The 19,912-nt window shown below is 30.0% G+C and carries 13 protein-coding genes and 3 pseudogenes; 12 read left to right on the plus strand and 4 right to left on the minus strand.

Going from position 1 to position 19,912, the window contains the following annotated elements; translation table 11 throughout:
- Positions 1 to 172: 172 nt before the first annotated feature.
- Both ACZZ95_RS21495 and ACZZ95_RS21500 read right to left on the minus strand, forming a co-directional pair.
- Positions 173 to 1,235, minus strand: a pseudogene (locus ACZZ95_RS21495) (DUF932 domain-containing protein).
- A 28-nt stretch (positions 1,236 to 1,263) separates the two neighbouring features.
- Positions 1,264 to 1,704, minus strand: coding sequence for a single-stranded DNA-binding protein (locus ACZZ95_RS21500; RefSeq protein ID WP_463470598.1), 441 nt, complete (start codon positions 1,702 to 1,704; stop codon positions 1,264 to 1,266).
- A 539-nt stretch (positions 1,705 to 2,243) separates the two neighbouring features.
- On the opposite strand from ACZZ95_RS21500, the gene ACZZ95_RS21505 reads away from it, so the two are divergent.
- The 10 genes and pseudogenes from ACZZ95_RS21505 to ACZZ95_RS21550 all read left to right on the plus strand — a co-directional run bounded on the left by ACZZ95_RS21505 (position 2,244) and on the right by ACZZ95_RS21550 (position 16,577).
- Positions 2,244 to 2,636 (plus strand): plasmid mobilization protein, encoded by a 393-nt coding sequence (locus ACZZ95_RS21505; RefSeq protein ID WP_463470599.1) that lies wholly within the window; start codon positions 2,244 to 2,246, stop codon positions 2,634 to 2,636.
- On the plus strand, positions 2,624 to 3,868 hold the full coding sequence (locus tag ACZZ95_RS21510) for a relaxase/mobilization nuclease domain-containing protein (protein ID WP_463470600.1): 1,245 nt from the start codon (positions 2,624 to 2,626) through the stop codon (positions 3,866 to 3,868). Before ACZZ95_RS21505 ends, ACZZ95_RS21510 begins: the two co-directional genes overlap by 13 nt.
- Positions 3,869 to 4,119: 251 nt before the next feature.
- Positions 4,120 to 5,683: pseudogene (locus ACZZ95_RS21515) on the plus strand (type I restriction-modification system subunit M).
- Complete coding sequence (locus tag ACZZ95_RS21520) at positions 5,683 to 6,939, plus strand: restriction endonuclease subunit S (protein ID WP_463470601.1); 1,257 nt, start codon at positions 5,683 to 5,685, stop codon at positions 6,937 to 6,939. The pseudogene ACZZ95_RS21515 and the gene ACZZ95_RS21520 overlap by 1 nt, the downstream one beginning before the upstream one ends.
- Positions 6,936 to 7,460, plus strand: a complete 525-nt coding sequence (locus ACZZ95_RS21525) for a hypothetical protein (RefSeq protein WP_463470602.1) — start codon at positions 6,936 to 6,938, stop codon at positions 7,458 to 7,460. Before ACZZ95_RS21520 ends, ACZZ95_RS21525 begins: the two co-directional genes overlap by 4 nt.
- Positions 7,461 to 10,337 (plus strand): annotated as a pseudogene (locus ACZZ95_RS21530) (type I restriction endonuclease subunit R).
- A gap of 78 nt (positions 10,338 to 10,415) precedes the next feature.
- Positions 10,416 to 13,595: a P-loop NTPase fold protein gene (locus ACZZ95_RS21535; RefSeq protein WP_463470603.1), complete on the plus strand. Its 3,180-nt coding sequence runs from the start codon at positions 10,416 to 10,418 to the stop codon at positions 13,593 to 13,595.
- Between the two features lie 154 nt (positions 13,596 to 13,749).
- Positions 13,750 to 14,583 (plus strand): hypothetical protein, encoded by an 834-nt coding sequence (locus tag ACZZ95_RS21540; RefSeq protein ID WP_463470604.1) that lies wholly within the window; start codon positions 13,750 to 13,752, stop codon positions 14,581 to 14,583.
- Between the two features lie 101 nt (positions 14,584 to 14,684).
- Complete coding sequence (locus ACZZ95_RS21545) at positions 14,685 to 15,389, plus strand: DEAD/DEAH box helicase (RefSeq protein WP_463470605.1); 705 nt, start codon at positions 14,685 to 14,687, stop codon at positions 15,387 to 15,389.
- 126 nt (positions 15,390 to 15,515) lie between these two features.
- Positions 15,516 to 16,577: a helicase-related protein gene (locus ACZZ95_RS21550; protein WP_463471737.1), complete on the plus strand. Its 1,062-nt coding sequence runs from the start codon at positions 15,516 to 15,518 to the stop codon at positions 16,575 to 16,577.
- 1,094 nt (positions 16,578 to 17,671) lie between these two features.
- On the opposite strand, the gene ACZZ95_RS21555 is transcribed toward ACZZ95_RS21550, so the two are convergent.
- Together ACZZ95_RS21555 and ACZZ95_RS21560 are read right to left on the minus strand one after the other, a co-directional pair.
- Entirely contained in the window at positions 17,672 to 17,923 is a 252-nt protein-coding gene (locus ACZZ95_RS21555) for a hypothetical protein (protein ID WP_463470606.1), read from the minus strand.
- A 58-nt stretch (positions 17,924 to 17,981) separates the two neighbouring features.
- Positions 17,982 to 18,185 carry a hypothetical protein gene (locus ACZZ95_RS21560; RefSeq protein ID WP_463470607.1) on the minus strand — a complete coding sequence of 68 codons (204 nt, stop codon included), beginning with the start codon at positions 18,183 to 18,185 and terminating at the stop codon, positions 17,982 to 17,984.
- Positions 18,186 to 18,310: 125 nt separating this feature from the next.
- Here ACZZ95_RS21560 and ACZZ95_RS21565 point away from each other — a divergent pair, with 125 nt between their 5' ends.
- Entirely contained in the window at positions 18,311 to 19,228 is a 918-nt protein-coding gene (locus ACZZ95_RS21565) for a WYL domain-containing protein (protein WP_463470608.1), read from the plus strand.
- Between the two features lie 51 nt (positions 19,229 to 19,279).
- Positions 19,280 to 19,912 carry a hypothetical protein gene (locus ACZZ95_RS21570; RefSeq protein WP_463470609.1) on the plus strand — a complete coding sequence of 211 codons (633 nt, stop codon included), beginning with the start codon at positions 19,280 to 19,282 and terminating at the stop codon, positions 19,910 to 19,912.

Genomic DNA, 19,912 nt, shown 5'->3' on the forward strand with positions numbered 1-19,912 from the left:
CACTTTCAGATAAAACTTATCCAAATTCGATAAAAATTCTTCCAAAACAGATATAATGCACTAAATATCTCTTAAAGTAAAAACGCGCTGTAAATCGCAAGATTTGCGACGCATCCGGCATAAAAAAACACAGGCAGTTAAACTGCCTGTATTAAATCTAAAAAAAGTAAATTCAATTCTGCACTACGTAAGAACTAAACCCTTTAACAGCAAAATCAAGACATAAATTAAATGCTCGCCTGTCCGCGCGACTGAGCAGTTCCGCCCATAAGGATGGAAGATAGTTTTGCCTCATCATCTTTATATTTCCTTACATTCTGAAAATATCCCGTCACGGCATTATAAGCACCAAAGACAGTCCCTTTTGTCGTAACTGTCTGCTGTGTGGGATGGCTCATAGAATATTCAAAAGCATTATCTACCATATTATTAAAGCAAGCCGATAATTCCTCGTTTCTCCCTTCTTGCAGTTTTTTCAATACTTCCCTGCTGGGTGCCATCGCATACTGGATAAGTTTTTTAACTTCTTTATCTGCTATTCGGGTTCTTGTCCAGTAATTAAAAACCGCTTCAATACTGCCAGCCATTGTATCACAAATACCCATTACTTTATGCGCCTGCTCCAACCTGTCTTTTGCATTGGAAGTATGGCGAATACGCACCGTATTGGTTTTCGACTGCATAGCAGCGTTAAGTGTGTTGGCGCATACAATTCTAATCGGCGTAAAAGTCGCCGTAATGCTCCCGCTTCCGTCATGTGAGGTGGTAAGGAAAAGATACTTTTCAATCAGATCATCCTTTCCTACGCGGATATAGTCAGGCAGTTTTGCTGTGATAAAGATTTTTTCGCCGTTCCCTAAAGCACCAGCGGTTTCGTATAAAATCCCGTCACCGCCCACTATGCTGTCAAAAAAAGAAAAAGCATCCCTGTTCTGCACGATATGGTAATCTTTTCCCACCACACCCAGCACCGTATCATTATCAGTGCGTACCGTACTGCAGTAATCTGGTATATCAAGCCTCCCTGCAGTAATAAAGTCCTGCGTTACAATTGGAGCAGAAGGCGTAAAAAGCCTTCTTTTCTCCACTTCAAAATTCAATCCTGCATGCGCTATTGCTTCGGCGCTTGTCGGGTACTCTTCCACTAACTGCCCAAGATTGTGCCATGGTTTTTCCTTCACGCTGAAAAAACTGTGTCTCCCTGTCTGATCATTAAAATAAATATGATGTGCCATGATTTCTGATTTTTAAGTTAAACATCCATTAAAAAGGCACTTCTTCTCCAGCCTTATTATTTCCCTTCTTAACAGCAGTTCTGCTGTTTCCCTTCTGCACTTTAACCGCGCTTTCATCAGAATCAGAATCAGCATCAACATGTGCTTTATCACTGCTTCTTTTTGCAAAAGCAAGAATATTAATTACATTAACATGAAAATCAATGTCGCCGATCGGATTGCCTTCACTGTTGATATACACATGCATACCAAGTCTTCCATTTAGAAGCACCACCGCCCCTTTTTTAATCCACTGCCCCGCTTTCACAGTAATCCAATAGGAGCAGTTAATAAAAGTCGTCACCTGTTTAAATTCTGAATCTCCTGCTGTCTTATAACGGTCATTAACCGCTATGCTGAAACTCAAAACTTCTTTTTCTCCCACTTTGCGCACTACCGCATCTGCTGTAACTCTTCCTGTAATTTCCATAACCTTAAAATTTAAAAATGAATAAATAATTAAACACCTATCGATACCTATAAATAGTTTATCAAACACATAAAAATATTCAGTAACGATTGATCCGTTGCTCCCCTTACTCCCGCTCCGCCCCTTTAAAAAAAATTGTTTTCAAAAGAAAAAACGAAAAAAAAGAAAGCACAGATCAAGCACCAGTTAAAGGATGCGGAGTGCTATAAGTCCCGAAGGGCTGACGAAAGGAACTGGAGTCTGTTATGCGCATGCAGCAGACCGCTGGCGCTATCTTGGTCGCCCTTTTTAGCCGTTTTGAATGAAAACTAATCTATACTTCTAGTTTCTTCTTTCAAGCTTAGTAAGTAGAGATGTAGTGAACAATCTCTTAAAACTTTACAAAGAAAAAAAAGAGCAATAAAATTGAAATCAGCCTCAAAGCTAACGGCAAGATGTACGGTTGTCTGACAACCGCCTATCTTGCCACCTATTTGCCTCGGAACTCGGCGGTGGAGAAACTTAAAAGAAAAGAGTTTGAAAACGATGAAAAGGAAAAAATGATGGAAAAAGAAAATTCAAACAGATCACGCAGGATAACCCTGCGCCTGACAGAGAAAGAGTATGCAAAAATTGAAAACCAGTTCAAGACAAGCACCTGCAGAAAGCTAAGTGATTTTATTCGAAAACACTTATTTGACAGACCAATCACAAGCACATACCGCAACCAGTCATTAGACGAGCTTATGGAAGAAACCGTCGTGCTTTCTTCAGAGCTCCGTTCAATTGGAAACAACATCAACCAGATTGCCAGAAAAATAAATACGCTGAAAATGATTCCAGATTTTAAGGGACATCTTTATCTTTTTGAAGTGCAGAGAAAAAAGCTTTTTGAAAAAATGGAAGAAGTTACAAGCCATACCCAGAAAATATCTGAGCGATGGTTGCAGTGATAAAAACAAGCCGTTCAATAAACAGCATTCTGAACTATAACGAAAACAAAGTTAAGGAAGGAGTGGCTGAATGTATTAGTGCTGTAAATTATCCCCTGCAATTAGAGAAATTAAGCTTTAACCAAAAACTGAACCGTTTTATAAAACTGTCTTCGCTTAATGAAAACACAAAACGAAACAGCGTTCATATCTCGCTTAATTTTGACCCATCGGAAAATCATTCCAAAGAAAAGCTGATTGAAATTGCAGACGCTTATATGGAGAAGATAGGTTTTGGAAAACAGCCTTATTTAGTCTATCAACACCACGATGCGGGGCATCCGCATCTGCATCTGATTACAAATAACATTCAGAGAGACGGAAAAAGAATTGATCTGCATCTAATAGGAGTTAAAAAATCAGAACCTGCAAGAAAAGAAATTGAAGAGCTTTTCGGGCTGGTAAAAGCAGAAGGAAGAAAACAGAAAGAAAATTTCTCTTTAAAAACAATAAATGTCGGCAGAATCCAATACGGAAAAGCAGAGTCTAGAAAGGCGATCAATTCAGTTTTAAACAAGGTTTTGTTTGACTATAAATATTCAAGCCTGCCAGAACTAAATGCCGTGTTAAACCTCTATAATGTTCATGCTGACAGAGGAACTGAAGAATCTAGAGTTTTTAAAAAAAACGGACTTCTTTACAAGATACTTGACCAGAATTCAAAACCAGTTGGAGTGCCAATCAAGGCAAGTGATTTTTACATTAAGCCGACTTTGAAATTTTTAGAAGAAAGGTTTAAGATTAATGATGTAAAAAAAGAAACACATAAAAACCATGTAAGAAATATTATAAGAGAGACCTTTATACATGAAACGATTAAATCTCCTGAAAAGTTAGCTGACAGACTGAAAAGCGAAGGTATCCATGTGGCTTTAAGAAAAAGCAAGGATGGACAGCTTTATGGAATAACTTACGTCGATCATAAAACTCATTCTGTATTCAATGGAAGCAGTTTGGGAAAACAGTATAGCGCAAAGGGAATTTTGGAAAGATGCGAACCAAGTATTTCTTATTATGAAAAACATCAAAAGAAATCATTTTCATTTTCTTCTGAAAATAACCAAAATTTGGAGTCGAATGAGTACTTAAAAACTAACCCAATTCAAATATTACTACGTAGTGAAAATACTATCGATTTTGTACCAAAACAACTTAAACAAAGAAAAAAAAGAAGGTTACGAAGAGGAATTTAAAAATCAAAAGAATATATTACCTCTTAATTTTATCTTCGTTTTTTTTGGTGTGACATCGAAACCTCAAACACAAAAAAGATTTATAAATTAAAGTTGATAGTAAACAGCTTATGATTGTGAATTTACATCCTTCTTTATATAATAAGATGAGTTTAATATATTTTTAATCACTTTACGGTTTTCCTTTTTACGCTTCAATATATAATTGATTACTTTAGCACTCATAATAAATTCAAAATAATAATTGCTTAATGGCGACTGAACAAAAACAAAAATTAGAACAACAACTCTGGAATATCGCTAACACCCTTCGTGGAAAAATGGATGCCGATGATTTCAGAGATTACATATTAGGTTTTATTTTCTACAAATATTTGAGTACAAAAAATGGATTTGTATGCTAATGAAATTCTGAAACCAGATGGACTGACTTTTCAGGAAATTGAAGGACATCCAAATGAAGCTCTATTAATGCAGGAATTAAAATCATTAGCGATTGACAAACTTGGCTTTTTCTTAGAACCATCTGAATTATTTTCTGAATTAGCAAGAAGAGGAAACGCAGGAGGAAAAAATAATTTTATTCTTGGAGATTTAGCCAAAGTATTGACTCATATTGAGCAAAGTACGATGGGCTCTGAAAGTGAAGAAGATTTTGGAAATTTATTTTCTGACTTAGATTTAACTTCTCATAAACTAGGAAAATCTGAATCAGATAAAAATGAATTGATCGTAAAAGTGCTTGTGCATTTAGATGAAATTGATTTTGATTTAGAAAATGTAGACAGCGATGTTCTAGGAGATGCCTACGAATATTTAATTGGAAAATTTGCCAGTGGAGCTGGAAAAAAAGCTGGCGAATTTTATACGCCACAACAAGTAAGCAGTATTTTAGCACAATTGGTAACGGTTGGTAAAAACAAGCTTAAAAGTGTTTATGACCCAACTTGTGGTTCTGGTTCCTTGTTATTGCGTGTAGCTAAAGAAGTAAAAACGGTTAACGCTTTTTACGGACAAGAGATGAACCCGACGACGTACAACTTATGTCGTATGAACATGATAATGCACGATGTGCATTACAAACGTTTTGATATTAAAAACGAAGATACTTTAGAACGCCCTCAACATTACGACATGCGTTTTGAAGCGATTGTTGCCAATCCTCCATTTTCTGCTAATTGGAGTGCAAGTCCTTTATTTATGAATGACGAACGCTTTTCTGCTTATGGAAAATTGGCACCAAGCAGTAAAGCCGATTTTGCTTTTGTACAACACATGGTTCATCAGTTGGATGATAACGGTACGATGGCTATTGTTCTCCCTCATGGAGTTTTATTTCGTGGTGGCGCCGAAGGACATATACGTGAATATTTGATAAAAGAAAAAAATTATCTGGATGCTGTAATAGGTTTACCAGCGAATATTTTTTACGGAACTAGTATTCCGACTTGTATTTTGGTTTTAAAGAAAAAAAGAGAAAACCCAAATAATGTTTTGTTTATTGATGCCAGTCAGGATTTCGAAAAGGTAAAAAATCAAAACGTATTGCGAAGTGATAATATTAACAAAATTATTAATGCGTATAAAAACCGTAAGTCTGAAAACAAATATAGCTATGTTGCGCTTTTAAGTGAGCTAGATATTAATGATTATAATCTAAATATTCCTCGTTATGTTGACACGTGTGAAGAAGAAGATACAATAGATCTAAAAAACATCACAAACGAATTGCGGGAATTGGCATTACTTGGTAAAAGTACCAATAAAACTATTGCTGATTTTTGTGATGAGTTAGGAATTGAAACACCATTTTAATGAGTACAGTAACTTTAGGTCTAGAAAAGAAGAAACTACTTGTTCCGAAATTAAGGTTTCAGGAGTTTGATAATGATGAATGGAAGGAAATTTTACTGGAAGATTTTGCGAAAAGAGGCTCTGGGCACACACCTAATAAAAGTCATCCTGAATATTACAGCGGAGATATTAATTGGATTTCATTAGCAGATTCAAAAAAACTTGATAATGGTTACATTGAATCTACAAACACAAAAATAACTCAATTAGGACTTGATAATTCTTCAGCAGTATTACATCCACCAGGCACAGTTTTATTATCAAGAGATGCAGGTGTTGGAAAAAGTGCTATAATGAAACATGCTATGGCAGTAAGCCAGCATTTTCTTGTATGGATTACAAAAGAAAATTTCTCCTGTAATTGGTTTTTATATAATGTTTTGCAAATATTAAAGCCTGAATTTGAAAGGATTGCAATTGGGAACACTATAAAAACAATCGGTTTGCCTTATTTTAAAAAATTAAAAATAACGGTACCTTCATTTCCGGAACAACAAAAAATAGCTTCTTTTTTAAGGGCTGTCGATGAAAAAATACAGCAACTTTCACGCAAAAAAGAATTGTTAGAACAATATAAAAAAGGCGTAATGCAACAATTGTTTTCAGGTAAATTGAGGTTTAAAGATGAAAACGGTGAGGAATATCCGGAGTGGGAGGAGAAGAAGTTGGGAGAGGTTGCTGATTTTTACAAAGGAAAAGGATTGCCTAAAATTAATATTGTTGAAAAAGGCAAATATAAATGCTTACATTATGGGGAATTATTTACTAAATATAAAGAATCGATTTCTAATATAATTAGTAGCACTAATATTTATGACAAACCATTTTTATCATCTAAAAATGATGTATTAATGCCTACTTCAGATGTAACTCCAAATGGTTTAGCTACTGCAAGTTGCATTAATGAAAATAATATAATTATTGGCGGAGATGTGCTGGTCATTCGGCAAAAAGCAAAGTTTTTTGATGGTATCTTTTTTTCGTATTATGTAACGAACAACCGTCAAAAAGTAATGAAATTAGTATCTGGTTCAACTGTTTATCATCTTTATGGTTCTGATATGAAAAAAATGGAAATTGAATTACCTTCTATTGAAGAACAACAAAAAATAGCCAATTTTTTATCAAGTATCGATACAAAAATAGCAAGTACCAATAAACAAATTACCCAAACACAAAAATTTAAAAAAGGGTTGTTACAGCAAATGTTTGTATGAGGGATAAATTTTTAAATAACGAATTTTGGACATTAACATTTGGTGGTGCTTTCCAGCGAGCGAATGTATATAAAGAAAATGTTTCTGATAAACAGAAAAGTGATTTCAAAATAAAAACAAGAGAGTTTATTGAGAATTCATTGATAAAACATTATTATGAAAATAAAGTAAGTGATGAAATTCACATTGAAAACATTCTTAATTTAGGTGAATTTACAATACAATTTAAGGATATTCTCCAGAGTGGAAAGTTAAATTTTGGAGTAAGCCAAAAAATATTGAATCTCTATTTAAAGTATTTATGGTGTCATAATAAAATTAGCGAACCACCACATTTTCCAGTTGATAGAAGAATCCAAGAAAATATTGGTTTCAGACCGATTGTTTCCTGGACTCGCTTTGAAGATTCCATTGATTATATGAGGATTATAGATTTTGTAAGAGAAAAAAATAATGAATTTCCAACTATTGCTGAATTTGAATTAAAGTATTTTGAAAGAAGGGTAAAAACTGAAAATTAAATGAGCCATCAATCTGAAGCAGTCTTAGAAAACAACTTAATCAAGCAATTGCTTGATTTAAAATATTCATCTGTAAAAATTCAAGATGGAGATGCTTTGGTTTCTAATTTAAAAAATCAATTAGAAGTATTTAATGAAACTACTTTTACTACAAAAGAGTTTGATGCAATTTTGAATCATTTAGCTAAAGGAAATGTTTTTGAAAAAGCCAAAACGCTTCGTGATCGTTTTCAATTGACCAAAGAAGATGGTACTTCGTTTTATGTTCGGTTTTTTAATACAGAAGATTCGAGTCAAAATTTATATCAGGTTAGCAATCAAATAAGTTTAGAAGGAAGTTATAAAAATCGTTTTGATGTAACGTTATTAGTCAACGGTTTACCTTTGGTGCAAATAGAATTGAAACGTTCCGGTATCGAAATCAAAGAAGCTTTCAACCAAATCAATCGCTACCAAATGCACTCTTTTTGGAGCAATTATGGGTTGTTTCAATACGTGCAATTGTTTGTAATTAGCAATGGTGTTAACACCAAATATTTAGCCAACAACAAATTGCAATCGGTCAAGCAAACTTTCTTTTGGGCAGATGTTAATAATAAGAATGTTACCAAGTTAAGCAGTTTTACATCAGCTTTCTTAAACCCAATTCATTTGGGTAAAATGATAGCGCATTATATTGTTATAAACGAAACTCATAAAGTGATGATGGTGTTGCGACCGTATCAATATTTTGCCACGGAAGCGATTATTCACCAAGTTAAAAATTCAAATGACAACGCCTACATTTGGCATACAACAGGATCAGGTAAAACCTTAACTTCTTTTAAGGCAAGTCAAATTTTGATGGAATTGCCAGACGTTTATAAAGTTGTTTTTGTAGTTGACAGAAAAGATCTAGATTACCAAACGATGAATGAATTCAACGCTTTCAAAAAAGACAGTGTTGATGTTACTGATAATACACAATCTCTAATCAGACAATTAACAGATAATACAAAATTGGTATTAACTACGATTCAGAAATTAAATAATGCAGTTTCAGAACGTTTTAAAGGAAATATTGAGCCTTTACGACATAAGAAAATCGTTTTTATTTTTGATGAATGTCATCGTTCTCAGTTTGGAGAAACCCACGAACGCATTACAAAATTCTTTGAGAAAAGTCAATTAATTGGTTTTACAGGAACACCCATATTTGCAGAAAACGCTTCTAAAAATGATTTAGGAAAACGAACTACCAAAGATTTGTTCGGCAACTGTTTACATAAATATGTTATTACAGATGCCATTAGAGACCAAAACGTATTGCGTTTTGGAATTGAATATGTAGGTAAATACAAAAATAAGAGCAATACTTTTATTGATATAGAAGTTGAAGATATAGATAAGCAAGAAGTTCTAGATTCCCACAAACGAATTAATAAAATCGTTGATTATATTATTGCTTATCATAATCAAAAACCTTTAGCAGGGATTATTCGGCACTTTTGGCCGTTAGTAGTATTGACAATGTGATTAAATACTACGATCTTTTTCAGCAGAAGAAAGAATCAGGAGAACATGATTTGCGTATTGCTACTATTTTTACATATGGTACCAATGAAGATTCAGACGAAGCACAAGATTTTCTCCCTTCTGATGAAGTAGATTTTGATGTTCTGGCAGAGCCGAGAACTTCCTATCAATCGAGTCATACTAGAGATAAATTAGAAAAGTATATTGGACATTATAATACAATGTACGGTACCAGTTTTACAAACAAAGACAGTTCATCATTTGAAAAGTATTTTCAAAACATTAGTAAGCGATTAAAAAATCGTGAAAAAGAAAATTTCAACAGTGAGCAAGATCGCTTGGACATTGTAATTGTTGTCAATATGATGCTTACTGGCTTTGACGCCAAAAAAGTGAATACACTTTATGTCGATAAAAACCTGAAACAACATGGCTTAATACAAGCGTATTCAAGAACAAATAGAATTTTAGGGGAACAGAAGTCGCAAGGAAACATTTTGTCTTTCAGAAATCTTAAAAAAAGCAACAGATGATGCAATTACTTTATTTTCGAATAAAGAAGCAATAGAAGTTGTTACGATGCCTGATTATGAAAAGATAGCAGAGAAGTTTGATGAAGCATTAAAATTGTTAAGAGAAATTACACCAACTTATCAAAGTGTAGCTGATTTGGAAAGCGAAGAAGACGAAGCACAATTTGTGCAAGCTTTCAGAAAATTGATGCGAGCTATGAACGTGTTGCAATCTTATGCCGATTTTGATTGGGAAGATTTACTGATTGCTGAGCAAGAATTTGAAGATTACAAAAGCAAATATCTAGACTTGTACGAAAAAGTAAAACAAGACAATCAGAAACAAAAAACTTCAATACTAGACGATATCGATTTTGAATTAGAATTAATTCATAGAGATCAAATCAATGTTGCTTACATTTTGAAATTATTGGCTCAATTGAAAGGAGCTAAAACTCCTACTACAGTACGCTCAAAAAAAGTTATTATCGATTTATTGGGAGGAGACATTCAATTAAGAAGTAAAAGAGAGTTAATTCAGAAATTCATTGATGAGAATATGCCTAATATTAAAGATGGAGATTCGATTGAAGATGAATTTGAAAAATTTTGGCAGGATCAAAAAGTTTTAGCGTTAGAGAAACTATGTGATGAAGAACATTTAGATAAATTACAATTTAAATCTTTAATAGATGCTTATATTTATAGTGGAAGAGAACCTATTAAAGATGAAGTTTTTCAATGTTTGGACAATAGACCAAGTATTCTGCAAGCACGTGCAATTGGAGATCGAATTATTACAAAAATGAAAGAGTTTGTTGAGGTTTTTGTTAAGGGGATGATTGCTTAGGATAACGGAAATATAAAAACGAAACTTTACTAAATTAACTTGTACTAAATAATCAAAAAAATAGGAAAACTAAATAGTATGGCAGATAAATCTACAGCTGAATTAAAAAAAACATATAATTTCCTCAATAATCAACCATTAGGCGAAGATTTATTTGAAAACAAATCACAAGACAAGATTGCAGATGTAATCAGTGAGAAAATAATTAATGATCCTGAATTTAAAATTATTGGTATAGATGGTGAATGGGGTTCTGGAAAAAGTAATCTAATTAGATTAGTAGAAAAAAAACTTGAAAACACACATAAATTTTTTGTCTATGATGTTTGGGGACATCAGGAAGATGAACAGAGAAAATCTATTTTGGTTGAATTAACAGAGTTTATTAAACAAGAAGATGACTTACTAAAGAAAGGCAATAAAAAAGTTTGGGATAATAATTTAAAAATTTTATTAGCTAAGTCAAAAGAGACAACAACAATTAATCAACCATATTTAAGTGTTGGTTTTATTTTTAGTCTGTTTTCAATCATTTATGTGCCAACCGTAAATGTTTTTAAAGATTCCCTTAAAGACTTTTTTGAAATAGAATCATGGTTTTGGAAATTGGTATTAGTTGTCTTTCCGATCTTTATTGTTTTGGGGATCTATATCTGGAATTTGATTAATAATTGGTGTAATAAGAAAGGTTTTTGGAAATCATTTCGACGTTCATCTGAAGAAACTTTTCAAGTATACACTAATAAACAAAAAGAAGAAACAAAAATTGAGACCATTTCAGAAGATCAGCCTTCGGTAAGGGATTTTCAGAAATGGATGGAAGATATTAATAACGATTTAGAAAAAAAACTAGTAATAGTATTTGATAATTTTGATAGGTTACCTAAAAAACACATACTGAACATTTGGTCTTCCATTCATATTTTCTTTGCCGAAAAAAAATATTCTAATATAAAAGTTATCATACCTTTTGATCGGGAACATGTTCAAAATGCTTTTAAAGAATTAAATGGAATAGATAGTAAATTTGGAGATGACTATGTAAATAAAACATTTGACATTATTTTTAGAATCACCTTGCCAATTATGTCAAATTGGAAAAAGTTTTTTACTGAACAATGGAGAAAAGCTTTTGTAAATGCCGATGAGGATGAATTAAAATTGGTCATTCAAGTTTATGAATTTTTAAACAGAAGAATTACACCTAGAGAAATTATTTCATTTATCAATGAAATTCTAACTGTCAAATTATTAGATGCTAATTTTAAAGAAAGATACATTGCAATTTTTGTATTAAAAAAGCATGAAATTTTAAATGCTCCACTTCAAGCAATTACAAATCTTGAATATTTAAAAGGGTTAAAATCTTTATATGAAAACGATAATGATTTTTCAAAACAACTAACAGCGATTATTTACCATATTGATGTAGAAAATGCTTTAGAACTTGTTTATACTCAAGAGCTAAAAGATTCCCTCATTAAAAATGATGTTGAGCAATTTAATATTATTTGCCAATCTGAATTTGTTGATGATATTTTTAACTCAGCAATAGCAGATATAGAGATTTTAGAAAATCCAATAAAAACATTGGCAGAGTTAGAGGAGGATACAAATCTTTCAAAATTATATGTAGATCAAGCTTGGAAAATATTTTATCAAAAAGTTTCAGCTTCGAATTTAAATATTGAAAAACTTAAAATTGAAGTATGGCAACTGAAATTATTACAAAATATTCCAGATAACAGTTATTTAAATAGACTACTTAAAGGATACTTAAAATTAATAAATGATGAAAACATCTTAGATTATTCGAAATTGATTGATTCCATTGAAAAAGAATTAGGAAATAATCGCGTTTTAGATTTGTTAAATGAAAAATCGGTTGATGCAGTTGCATTTTTAAAATTGGTTGAAGATAAAGGTGAAAATTACTCGAATTATAAATTAAATGGCAAGCAGAGTGAGTTAGATACACATCTTTCAGGAATGGATATTCAAAATATCCTTGAATTAAAGCAAACAAAAGTTTTAGCAAAAAAATTTAATTTAGATAATTACAACAAATATTTAAAAAGCAATTTAAAAAATTTTGCAAATGCGAATAATTTTCAAGCAATTAATGATACATTAATTAAGATTAAAGAAAATGCAAAAAAGAGCGGTGATTTAAAAGAGATTTTGGATGATCAAAAAGTTTACTCTTTATATGTTAATAATGTTTCTTCGAAATTAGTAATAATTGATGATTTGATAGCGATGAGAATTGCAAAGGGTAGTGCCTTTAACACTTCTTATTCTTCTCATTTTGAAGCTATATTAAATTCAGAGGATGAGAATAAAGTAGATAAATTAGCTTCTTTAATTCTTTACTATGTAGATTATGGTGCTTTATTACTTAAGGCCAAAGATTTTAGTAGTTCTCCCTTATTCCGAAAAATTATTCTTAAAATGTTTGTAAAAACAAATTTTACAAAGAGTGCAAATATTACAGAATTAATTAAAAATTACCATATAATTAAATCAAGTTTAAAAATTGCAGATTCTTCATTGTTAGAGGAATTTAATAGATGGGAATTGGATAAATCAAAATTAGATATTAATGAGTTAGATGATAATTTTATAACTGATTGTTTTACTAATAAAGATTTAAAAATTTCAAAATATTTTATTGAAAAATTTAATGGAGAATTCAAAAATCTTGATGAAGAAGGTTGTAAAGAAGTTTTTGATAATTATTCAAATATTCATTCCAAATATTTCCAAAAGTTGAGTTTAGATTCATTAACGCAGATTTCACTAGATATCTTCGAGAAGAAAATCTTAGAAAACTTAACTACTAATATACTTCAAGGAAATTTGAAGATAGCCCTTGAAGTTTACGATTCTAATAACACTGCTTTATCAATAATAAACACATTAAAGAATATTAGAGATCAGTATTTAAATTCAAATATTTCACTTGCATCAAGCATTGCTGTAGTAATCTTACCGTATTTTATAAAATATAATTTACTAAACGGAAAGAATGATGTTTTTAGATTAATAATTAAAAATGAGTTTTTGTCTGATAATAATTTTGTTAAACTACTAATTAACAGTTCAAGTGATATAAAAGAATTATATCAGAAGGCAAATACTGAGAAAGAAGGTTTTAGAAATACTATCAACGAGAAGAGAGAAAATGATGAGTCAATTGAAGAATTAGCTAAATTGATGGATATTAGAAAAAAAGCTAAAGAAAAAGGGGATAATTAATATTAAGTTTTTTAGTCATAATATACAATTCCGGAAGTAATTGTAATACAAAGATGGCCAAAAATAAACACATCGAGTTCAAACTTTTTTTATAATGGCTATTGAAGTTACAGAATTGAAACTATAAACTAATATAAACTACTAGAAAACATAAATGTCTTTAACTATAACCAATAAATCTAAGAGTAAATGTACTAAATATGAATTTAGTATTTATGAACACACATTATCATTAGCTGATTTAGATACTTACATTCTTGATGTTTTATATGACGAAACAAACCTTAATTATTTATTTCAGGTCGATAAACCACTAAGCAGTAATGATCGAATAAAACAACTACAAAGATTTATTGAAAATAGTTTTAAAAATAAAGAACATGAAATTAAGGATGTTGAAATTATAAAGTTTATTGATGACAATAAAATTCAATCATATTACTCTTTTTTCGCAGAAGCATTACTTGCTAGATTGAATATTCAATTTTTAGATTCCAAATTAATAATTGGAGTTATTAATGTTGGTGATAATTTGAAGGTTGTTGGAACAGGTGCAGATGTATGTATGTTTAATGACGACAAACTAGTACTTGGTGAAGCTAAATTTTATGGAGAACTATATGGTGGGGTTGATAAAATTATAAAAGACACATCATTTCTTAGTAAATTAGAGGATTATATTTCAAAAGTAATAGGATCTGATAAAGAGATAATTTTAAAAGGTATTGATGGGAATATTTGTATAAAAACTGTTGAGGAAATAAAAAAAATATCTTTGATTTTATCTGGATTTGTTTTACATACAAAAGAAGATCCTGTTAGTAATTATGACAAGTCATATAATCTGGTAGAAAAGATTAAAATTAAAGAACTAGAAGCTCATTATAATGTTCATCTATATCATTTACCAATAGAATCTAAAAATGAATTAATCTTTAAAGCTCAAAGAAAAGCTCTAGATTTAATAATTAAATTGAAAGGGTTATGATAAATCAAAAGATAGAGAAGAAGTTATCAAACTTTTAGATAACTCAGATGAAAGTGTAACATTAGAGGATTTGTTCATGTTTGACTTATCTCCTTATTATAATGAAAAGAAAGATGAGTCTTTTCTTTTCTAAACAACTTGAATTTATACAAGAAAAAAATGAATTAAGTCATAATAAAAAAATTTCATTTACATCTGAACAAATTAGAATTTATAATGGAATAGTTGAGAATAATAGAACTATAATTTCTGCTCCAACAAGTTTTGGTAAAACGATGCTCGTTAAGGAGTATATTTTTAATCATCAGCCCAATATTATAGTTTTTATTGTGCCAACTAATTCATTAGCGGATGAGTTGCTGGAAGATTTCACAACCTTATTCTCTGATTTAGGATATACTATTTTTGACTCTATAAAAAAAGTTGAAACAGTAAGTAATAAAAGCATTTTTATAGGCACGCAAGAGAAGTATTATAAAATACTAGAGTATTACATTGATAAAATAGACTTGTTTGTAATTGATGAAGCTTATAAGCTGTCTGATCAAATAAAAGGAAGTAGAGAAGTTATACTAAATCGTGTTTTTATTGATACAATTAATATTTCTAAACAAATTATCTTATTAATGCCTTTGGTCAATTCTATCAATGGATTAGAGCAATTAAAGTTTAATATTTTAAAATCAGATTATGCTCCTGTAGCTAAATATTTTAATTCAATTGAACACTTAGATCAGAGGATAAAAGAAGATATACAAAATGTAGAAAAAATAATCTTATATATTTTAGTTCACCAAAAAAATTAGAGGATTTCTATATTAAAAATTTAAAAGAAATTGAATTACCAATTGAAATTACAGATATATGGGTAAAAAAGAGTTGAAGATGATTTTCATCCTGATTGGCTACCAATTCAAGCGTTAAAAATTGGTATAGGTGTACATTACGGTCCTATGCCAAAATTTATTCAAAAAAAGGTAATTGATTTATTCAATAACTCATTAATTAAAAACTTACTTTCTACAAGTTCTATTATTGAAGGAGTAAATACTCCAACAGAAAGTATTTATATCGTATCATCTAAAGATATACTTGGGAATAAAAATTTAGTTAAGTATAAAAATTTAATAGGAAGAGCTGGAAGATTAGGTCAGCACAAAGTTGGATATATATATTATGATACAAAACATAAAGAGCAATTTGAAAAAGCCAATATTCCTTATGAACAAATTGATATAGTATTTGTACTAGAGAATAGCGCTGAAATTATTGAAATTAATAGGGAAGATTCATTTGATAAAGCATTAGACATAAGTAAAGATTCATCTAATGAAAACCCGAGTACACCAAAACCCTATTTAGAACATTCTAATTATGAAAATGTGCCTCAAATTGAGGTAAGTAAATTGTTGAACAAACATGGTTTCACTGTAAATCAATTAAAAATATTTCTTGATTATGTTCAGACAAAGCCCAAGTATTTTCTTGGAATCATTGGAAAGATTGAACATGGAATTGATACAGATTGTTTTAATATTGTTCTAAACTCTAGGTTTTCAACTTTTACAGCAATGGTTGATGAATTAGCACCTAAAAAAAAGAATATAGATATATCTCAAATTATATCTTCTCTAATAGAAATGATTTATAATATTATACCATTTAAGATTATACCCTTGATAAATTTCACCATTGACATCAATGATTTGTATAATGAATATAATGGTATAAATTTATTATCAGATGATGTAATTAAAGAAGCAAACAAAAAGAAAGCTCAATTTTATTCTAAATTTATTGGTATTGATAACCCTAAAAATGAATCATTAATAATTATCAATAAATTATTTGAATATGGAATTCCTTATCAAAGAGTAAAACCTTATTTAGAAATCGTTACAGAAAAGCTACCTAATAAATTTTCTATCTATGATATAAAAAAAATAATATTTGCTGATGAATCCATGAATGACCTTAGAGTTTATTTTGAATAAATAGTATATGAAAGGCTCTGAATATACAGAAATTAGTTATACCGCTTATATATAGTGTGCAGAAATAAAAAAATAGCATGACCGAAAATAAATATATCGAGTTCAAAAAACAAAAACTAACTGATATTAGTCGAACAGTTCTAGCACACAAAACAATTATCAATTATTAAAAATTAATACTTGATCTTAAGTTTTATCGATATAAATACCTTTATTTAAACGATTGATTAAATTTATCTTTAATTGATACTTAAATTACTAATCTTAGAAAAAATTTTAAAAATATTTAATTCTTCTCAGCAAGTCATTTAAATGCGGTGAGTTTCTTTAAATCTTGTAGAAAATGATTCGTAAACACGTTTTTAAGGACCACCAAAAATAATAATAAAATGATGGGCGATAACAACTTCGAATCTTTTAATTATTATGATAAAACCCATTTTTTGAAGTTAGTAATTCTTCTTTTAACCAATTTTCAATTTCCTCTAACTCAAAATTTGTTATTTCAAATTTAATTTCAAATTGGTTTTTCATATTTATGATTTCATTTTTTTCTAAGGGAACATTGCCTCCAACTTGTTTATATATGAGAAAATTACACAAAGCGATTCAAATTGGGGTAGATATATGTGACAAATTTACACATTATTTACTTTCATAAATATTATCAAAAGATCTTTTATCGACGCTATTTGGCATCAATACGAGTGGCTATGCAAACAAAAACAAGAGAAAATATTAAGAAGCGAATTTTAAAATATTATAATAATCTAAGATAATCTGGTTAGATAATTGAATGCTTCCCGCTACTAGATGCAACCTATTTTGCTTTAATTACTATGATCCAAAAACTTTTTCATATATTTTTTTTCTAGCGGGAACATGACTCTAACCAGCATGTTCTAAAATCTATTTAATTCTGAGAAATGAAAACAGTAGTTAATAATTCGTAAAATTTCAAAAAACACCTCTTTCTAACCAACCTCCCTCTCAACAGCCAAAACAATCGGGAATATGTAATTCTTTAGACTAAAATCTGGTAAGTTAAATATAAAAAAGGTTTCAGCTTTAAAAACTGAAACCTTAAATAATTGCTATGCTCCCGCTCCTAAAGTTTGAATAATCCCAAAAGTCCAAATAATAGGTTTCCATAATATTACAAAACCAATAATTGATAATATTGAAAATACTGCCCAAAAAGAAAAATCATAAGCTAATGTAAATTCTAGAAAGTAACTCATGAGAAAATAATAAACCCCAAATGGAATTGCCAAAAATGCTACAATTATCCAGGCTATGCATTTTATAAGAAATGCTATAATCTTTAATAAAATTTGAAATAACATAATGTTTGGATTTATGACGTAAGTCGAGTTAAAAATTTAAAATATTGTTTTACTTTGTCTACCTATTATCAGCATTATCGTCGGAAGCAATTATGAGTCCGGTTGCTAATAAAGATAGTCTCGCTGTAATCATTCCAAAGGTTTTTGGATTTTTATTTGAATAATTTGCAATAGCTACTCCAGTTGCAACACTAGTGTTCAGAATAGAACTTAGATTACTGAAGTCAAGTTCTGATTTTGATTTTTTGAATAATTTTTTCATAATACGGTTTTAAAATTTAATTGCTAAAGTATTTCGTCAATCACGACAATTCTTGTAGCTCTTTTTTAATTGAAAAAAAAATATTAGCGACACATACTGTCGTTTTGGATTTATACTTTTGGAATATGAAAAAAGACAATCAAACACATTTAAATTCAACGCAGGTTTATCGTACCAAAATTTTAGTAGAGACTTTAAAAAAATACTTGTCAGTACATCGTGATGCATTGATAAAAGAGATCTGCGCAAAGGAAACTTCAAATATAACGGTACGAACTTTACAGAGATATATAAAATCGTTAAATGAAAACTATGGTATTATTATTAAGCTTAACAAAAACACATTGAATTATTCCTTAGATGATGAGAAATCTGCTACGATTGATTCTTTTCTAAGTCACATCGAAATTCTTGCGACTGCAGAATTAATCAGGTCTAATTTTAATGAGACTACTAATGCCTTAGCGTATGTTGAATTCGAAAATAAATCTACAATTTCTGCTACTCCAAATTTCAAGACGATTTTAGAAGCTATTCATCAAGCATTGCCAATTAGTTTTGAACACTTTAGCTTTTATCACTTAAAGGAGGAAAAATATACTCTAAAGCCTTATTTTTTGAAACAGTACCAAAATCGATGGTATGTAATTGGAGAAACTGAAAAAGGCTATCGCACTTTTGGGATTGATCGATTGAAGGATATAACAATCGGAACTAAAAAATTTAAGCAAAAAACAGAAGAAGCCATTGATAAATTTAGAAATGTAATTGGTTTAAATTATGTTGATCATAATATCGAAAAAATACAACTGTCCTTTCATATTTCACAAAAACCTTATATAGTTTCACTTCCTTTACATCACTCGCAAAAGGAAATCAATACCGATAACGAAAATTGTTTTGCTATTGAATTATACATTCATCCTAATTTTGAGTTTAAACAACAGGTTTTGAAGTATGGGAGTTTGGTTAATATACTAAAGCCTAAATGGTTGGCGAAGGAGATTAAAGAAGAACATAAAAAGGCATTTGAGAATTATTAATTATCAAATACTTCTTTAAAAATAGTAAATTTGAAACTTAAAAAATTCAAGATGACAAAAAAAATCTATTCCTCACTATTAACTGTAATTCTTTTCTTAACATTGACTTCTTGTTCAAAAGAAAGTGGCACAGAATCATTAATAGAAGACAAACTAGAAACAATGTCGAGCAAAGAAATGTTGCGAGAATTATTAATTAAAAACGACAATGATATTAATCAATTAGCAAGAATATTTGAATGTTCTCCGAGTTCTTTAAAAAGAATATTAGAAAGTGAAACATTTGCAACTTCTGAAGCTAAAAACCAATTTAAAAATGTACTAAATCAAACTTTAATAACAAAGGACAAAACTTTGGATGAATTAGATCCTAAATACAAACCTTTAAAATTTAAAATAAAAAGATTAATAGAACAAAATTACATTAAAATTGGGTTAATATGTTTAGGTCTTATCATAATTGGATCCATTTTTCCATCAACATCAACGGATAAAACAGCACTCGGATTTGGCATTGATCATGATGATAAATCTTATCCCTTAACTGGCTTAGGAATTTTAGCAATAATAACAATACTTTTAGTTTATTTCATCTTGGCAATAATTGGTTGGTTCTCCCCTGAAACTATTTACAACGATTTGTTCGTAAATGCTTTTGATCCTATTTGGGAGCAGTTAAAATAA

The sequence above is a fragment of the Flavobacterium sp. AC267 genome (genome assembly GCF_979258715.1).

Bases quoted from the DNA above. Each gene is read 5' to 3' on its own strand.
- ACZZ95_RS21500 (WP_463470598.1), bottom strand. From the start codon at position 1,704: ATGGAAATTACAGGAAGAGTTACAGCAGATGCGGTAGTGCGCAAAGTG.
- ACZZ95_RS21505 (WP_463470599.1), top strand. From the start codon at position 2,244: ATGATGGAAAAAGAAAATTCAAACAGATCACGCAGGATAACCCTGCGC.
- ACZZ95_RS21510 (WP_463470600.1), top strand. From the start codon at position 2,624: ATGGTTGCAGTGATAAAAACAAGCCGTTCAATAAACAGCATTCTGAAC.
- ACZZ95_RS21520 (WP_463470601.1), top strand. From the start codon at position 5,683: ATGAGTACAGTAACTTTAGGTCTAGAAAAGAAGAAACTACTTGTTCCG.
- ACZZ95_RS21525 (WP_463470602.1), top strand. From the start codon at position 6,936: ATGAGGGATAAATTTTTAAATAACGAATTTTGGACATTAACATTTGGT.
- ACZZ95_RS21535 (WP_463470603.1), top strand. From the start codon at position 10,416: ATGGCAGATAAATCTACAGCTGAATTAAAAAAAACATATAATTTCCTC.
- ACZZ95_RS21540 (WP_463470604.1), top strand. From the start codon at position 13,750: ATGTCTTTAACTATAACCAATAAATCTAAGAGTAAATGTACTAAATAT.
- ACZZ95_RS21545 (WP_463470605.1), top strand. From the start codon at position 14,685: ATGAAAAGAAAGATGAGTCTTTTCTTTTCTAAACAACTTGAATTTATA.
- ACZZ95_RS21555 (WP_463470606.1), bottom strand. From the start codon at position 17,923: ATGTTATTTCAAATTTTATTAAAGATTATAGCATTTCTTATAAAATGC.
- ACZZ95_RS21560 (WP_463470607.1), bottom strand. From the start codon at position 18,185: ATGAAAAAATTATTCAAAAAATCAAAATCAGAACTTGACTTCAGTAAT.
- ACZZ95_RS21565 (WP_463470608.1), top strand. From the start codon at position 18,311: ATGAAAAAAGACAATCAAACACATTTAAATTCAACGCAGGTTTATCGT.
- ACZZ95_RS21570 (WP_463470609.1), top strand. From the start codon at position 19,280: ATGACAAAAAAAATCTATTCCTCACTATTAACTGTAATTCTTTTCTTA.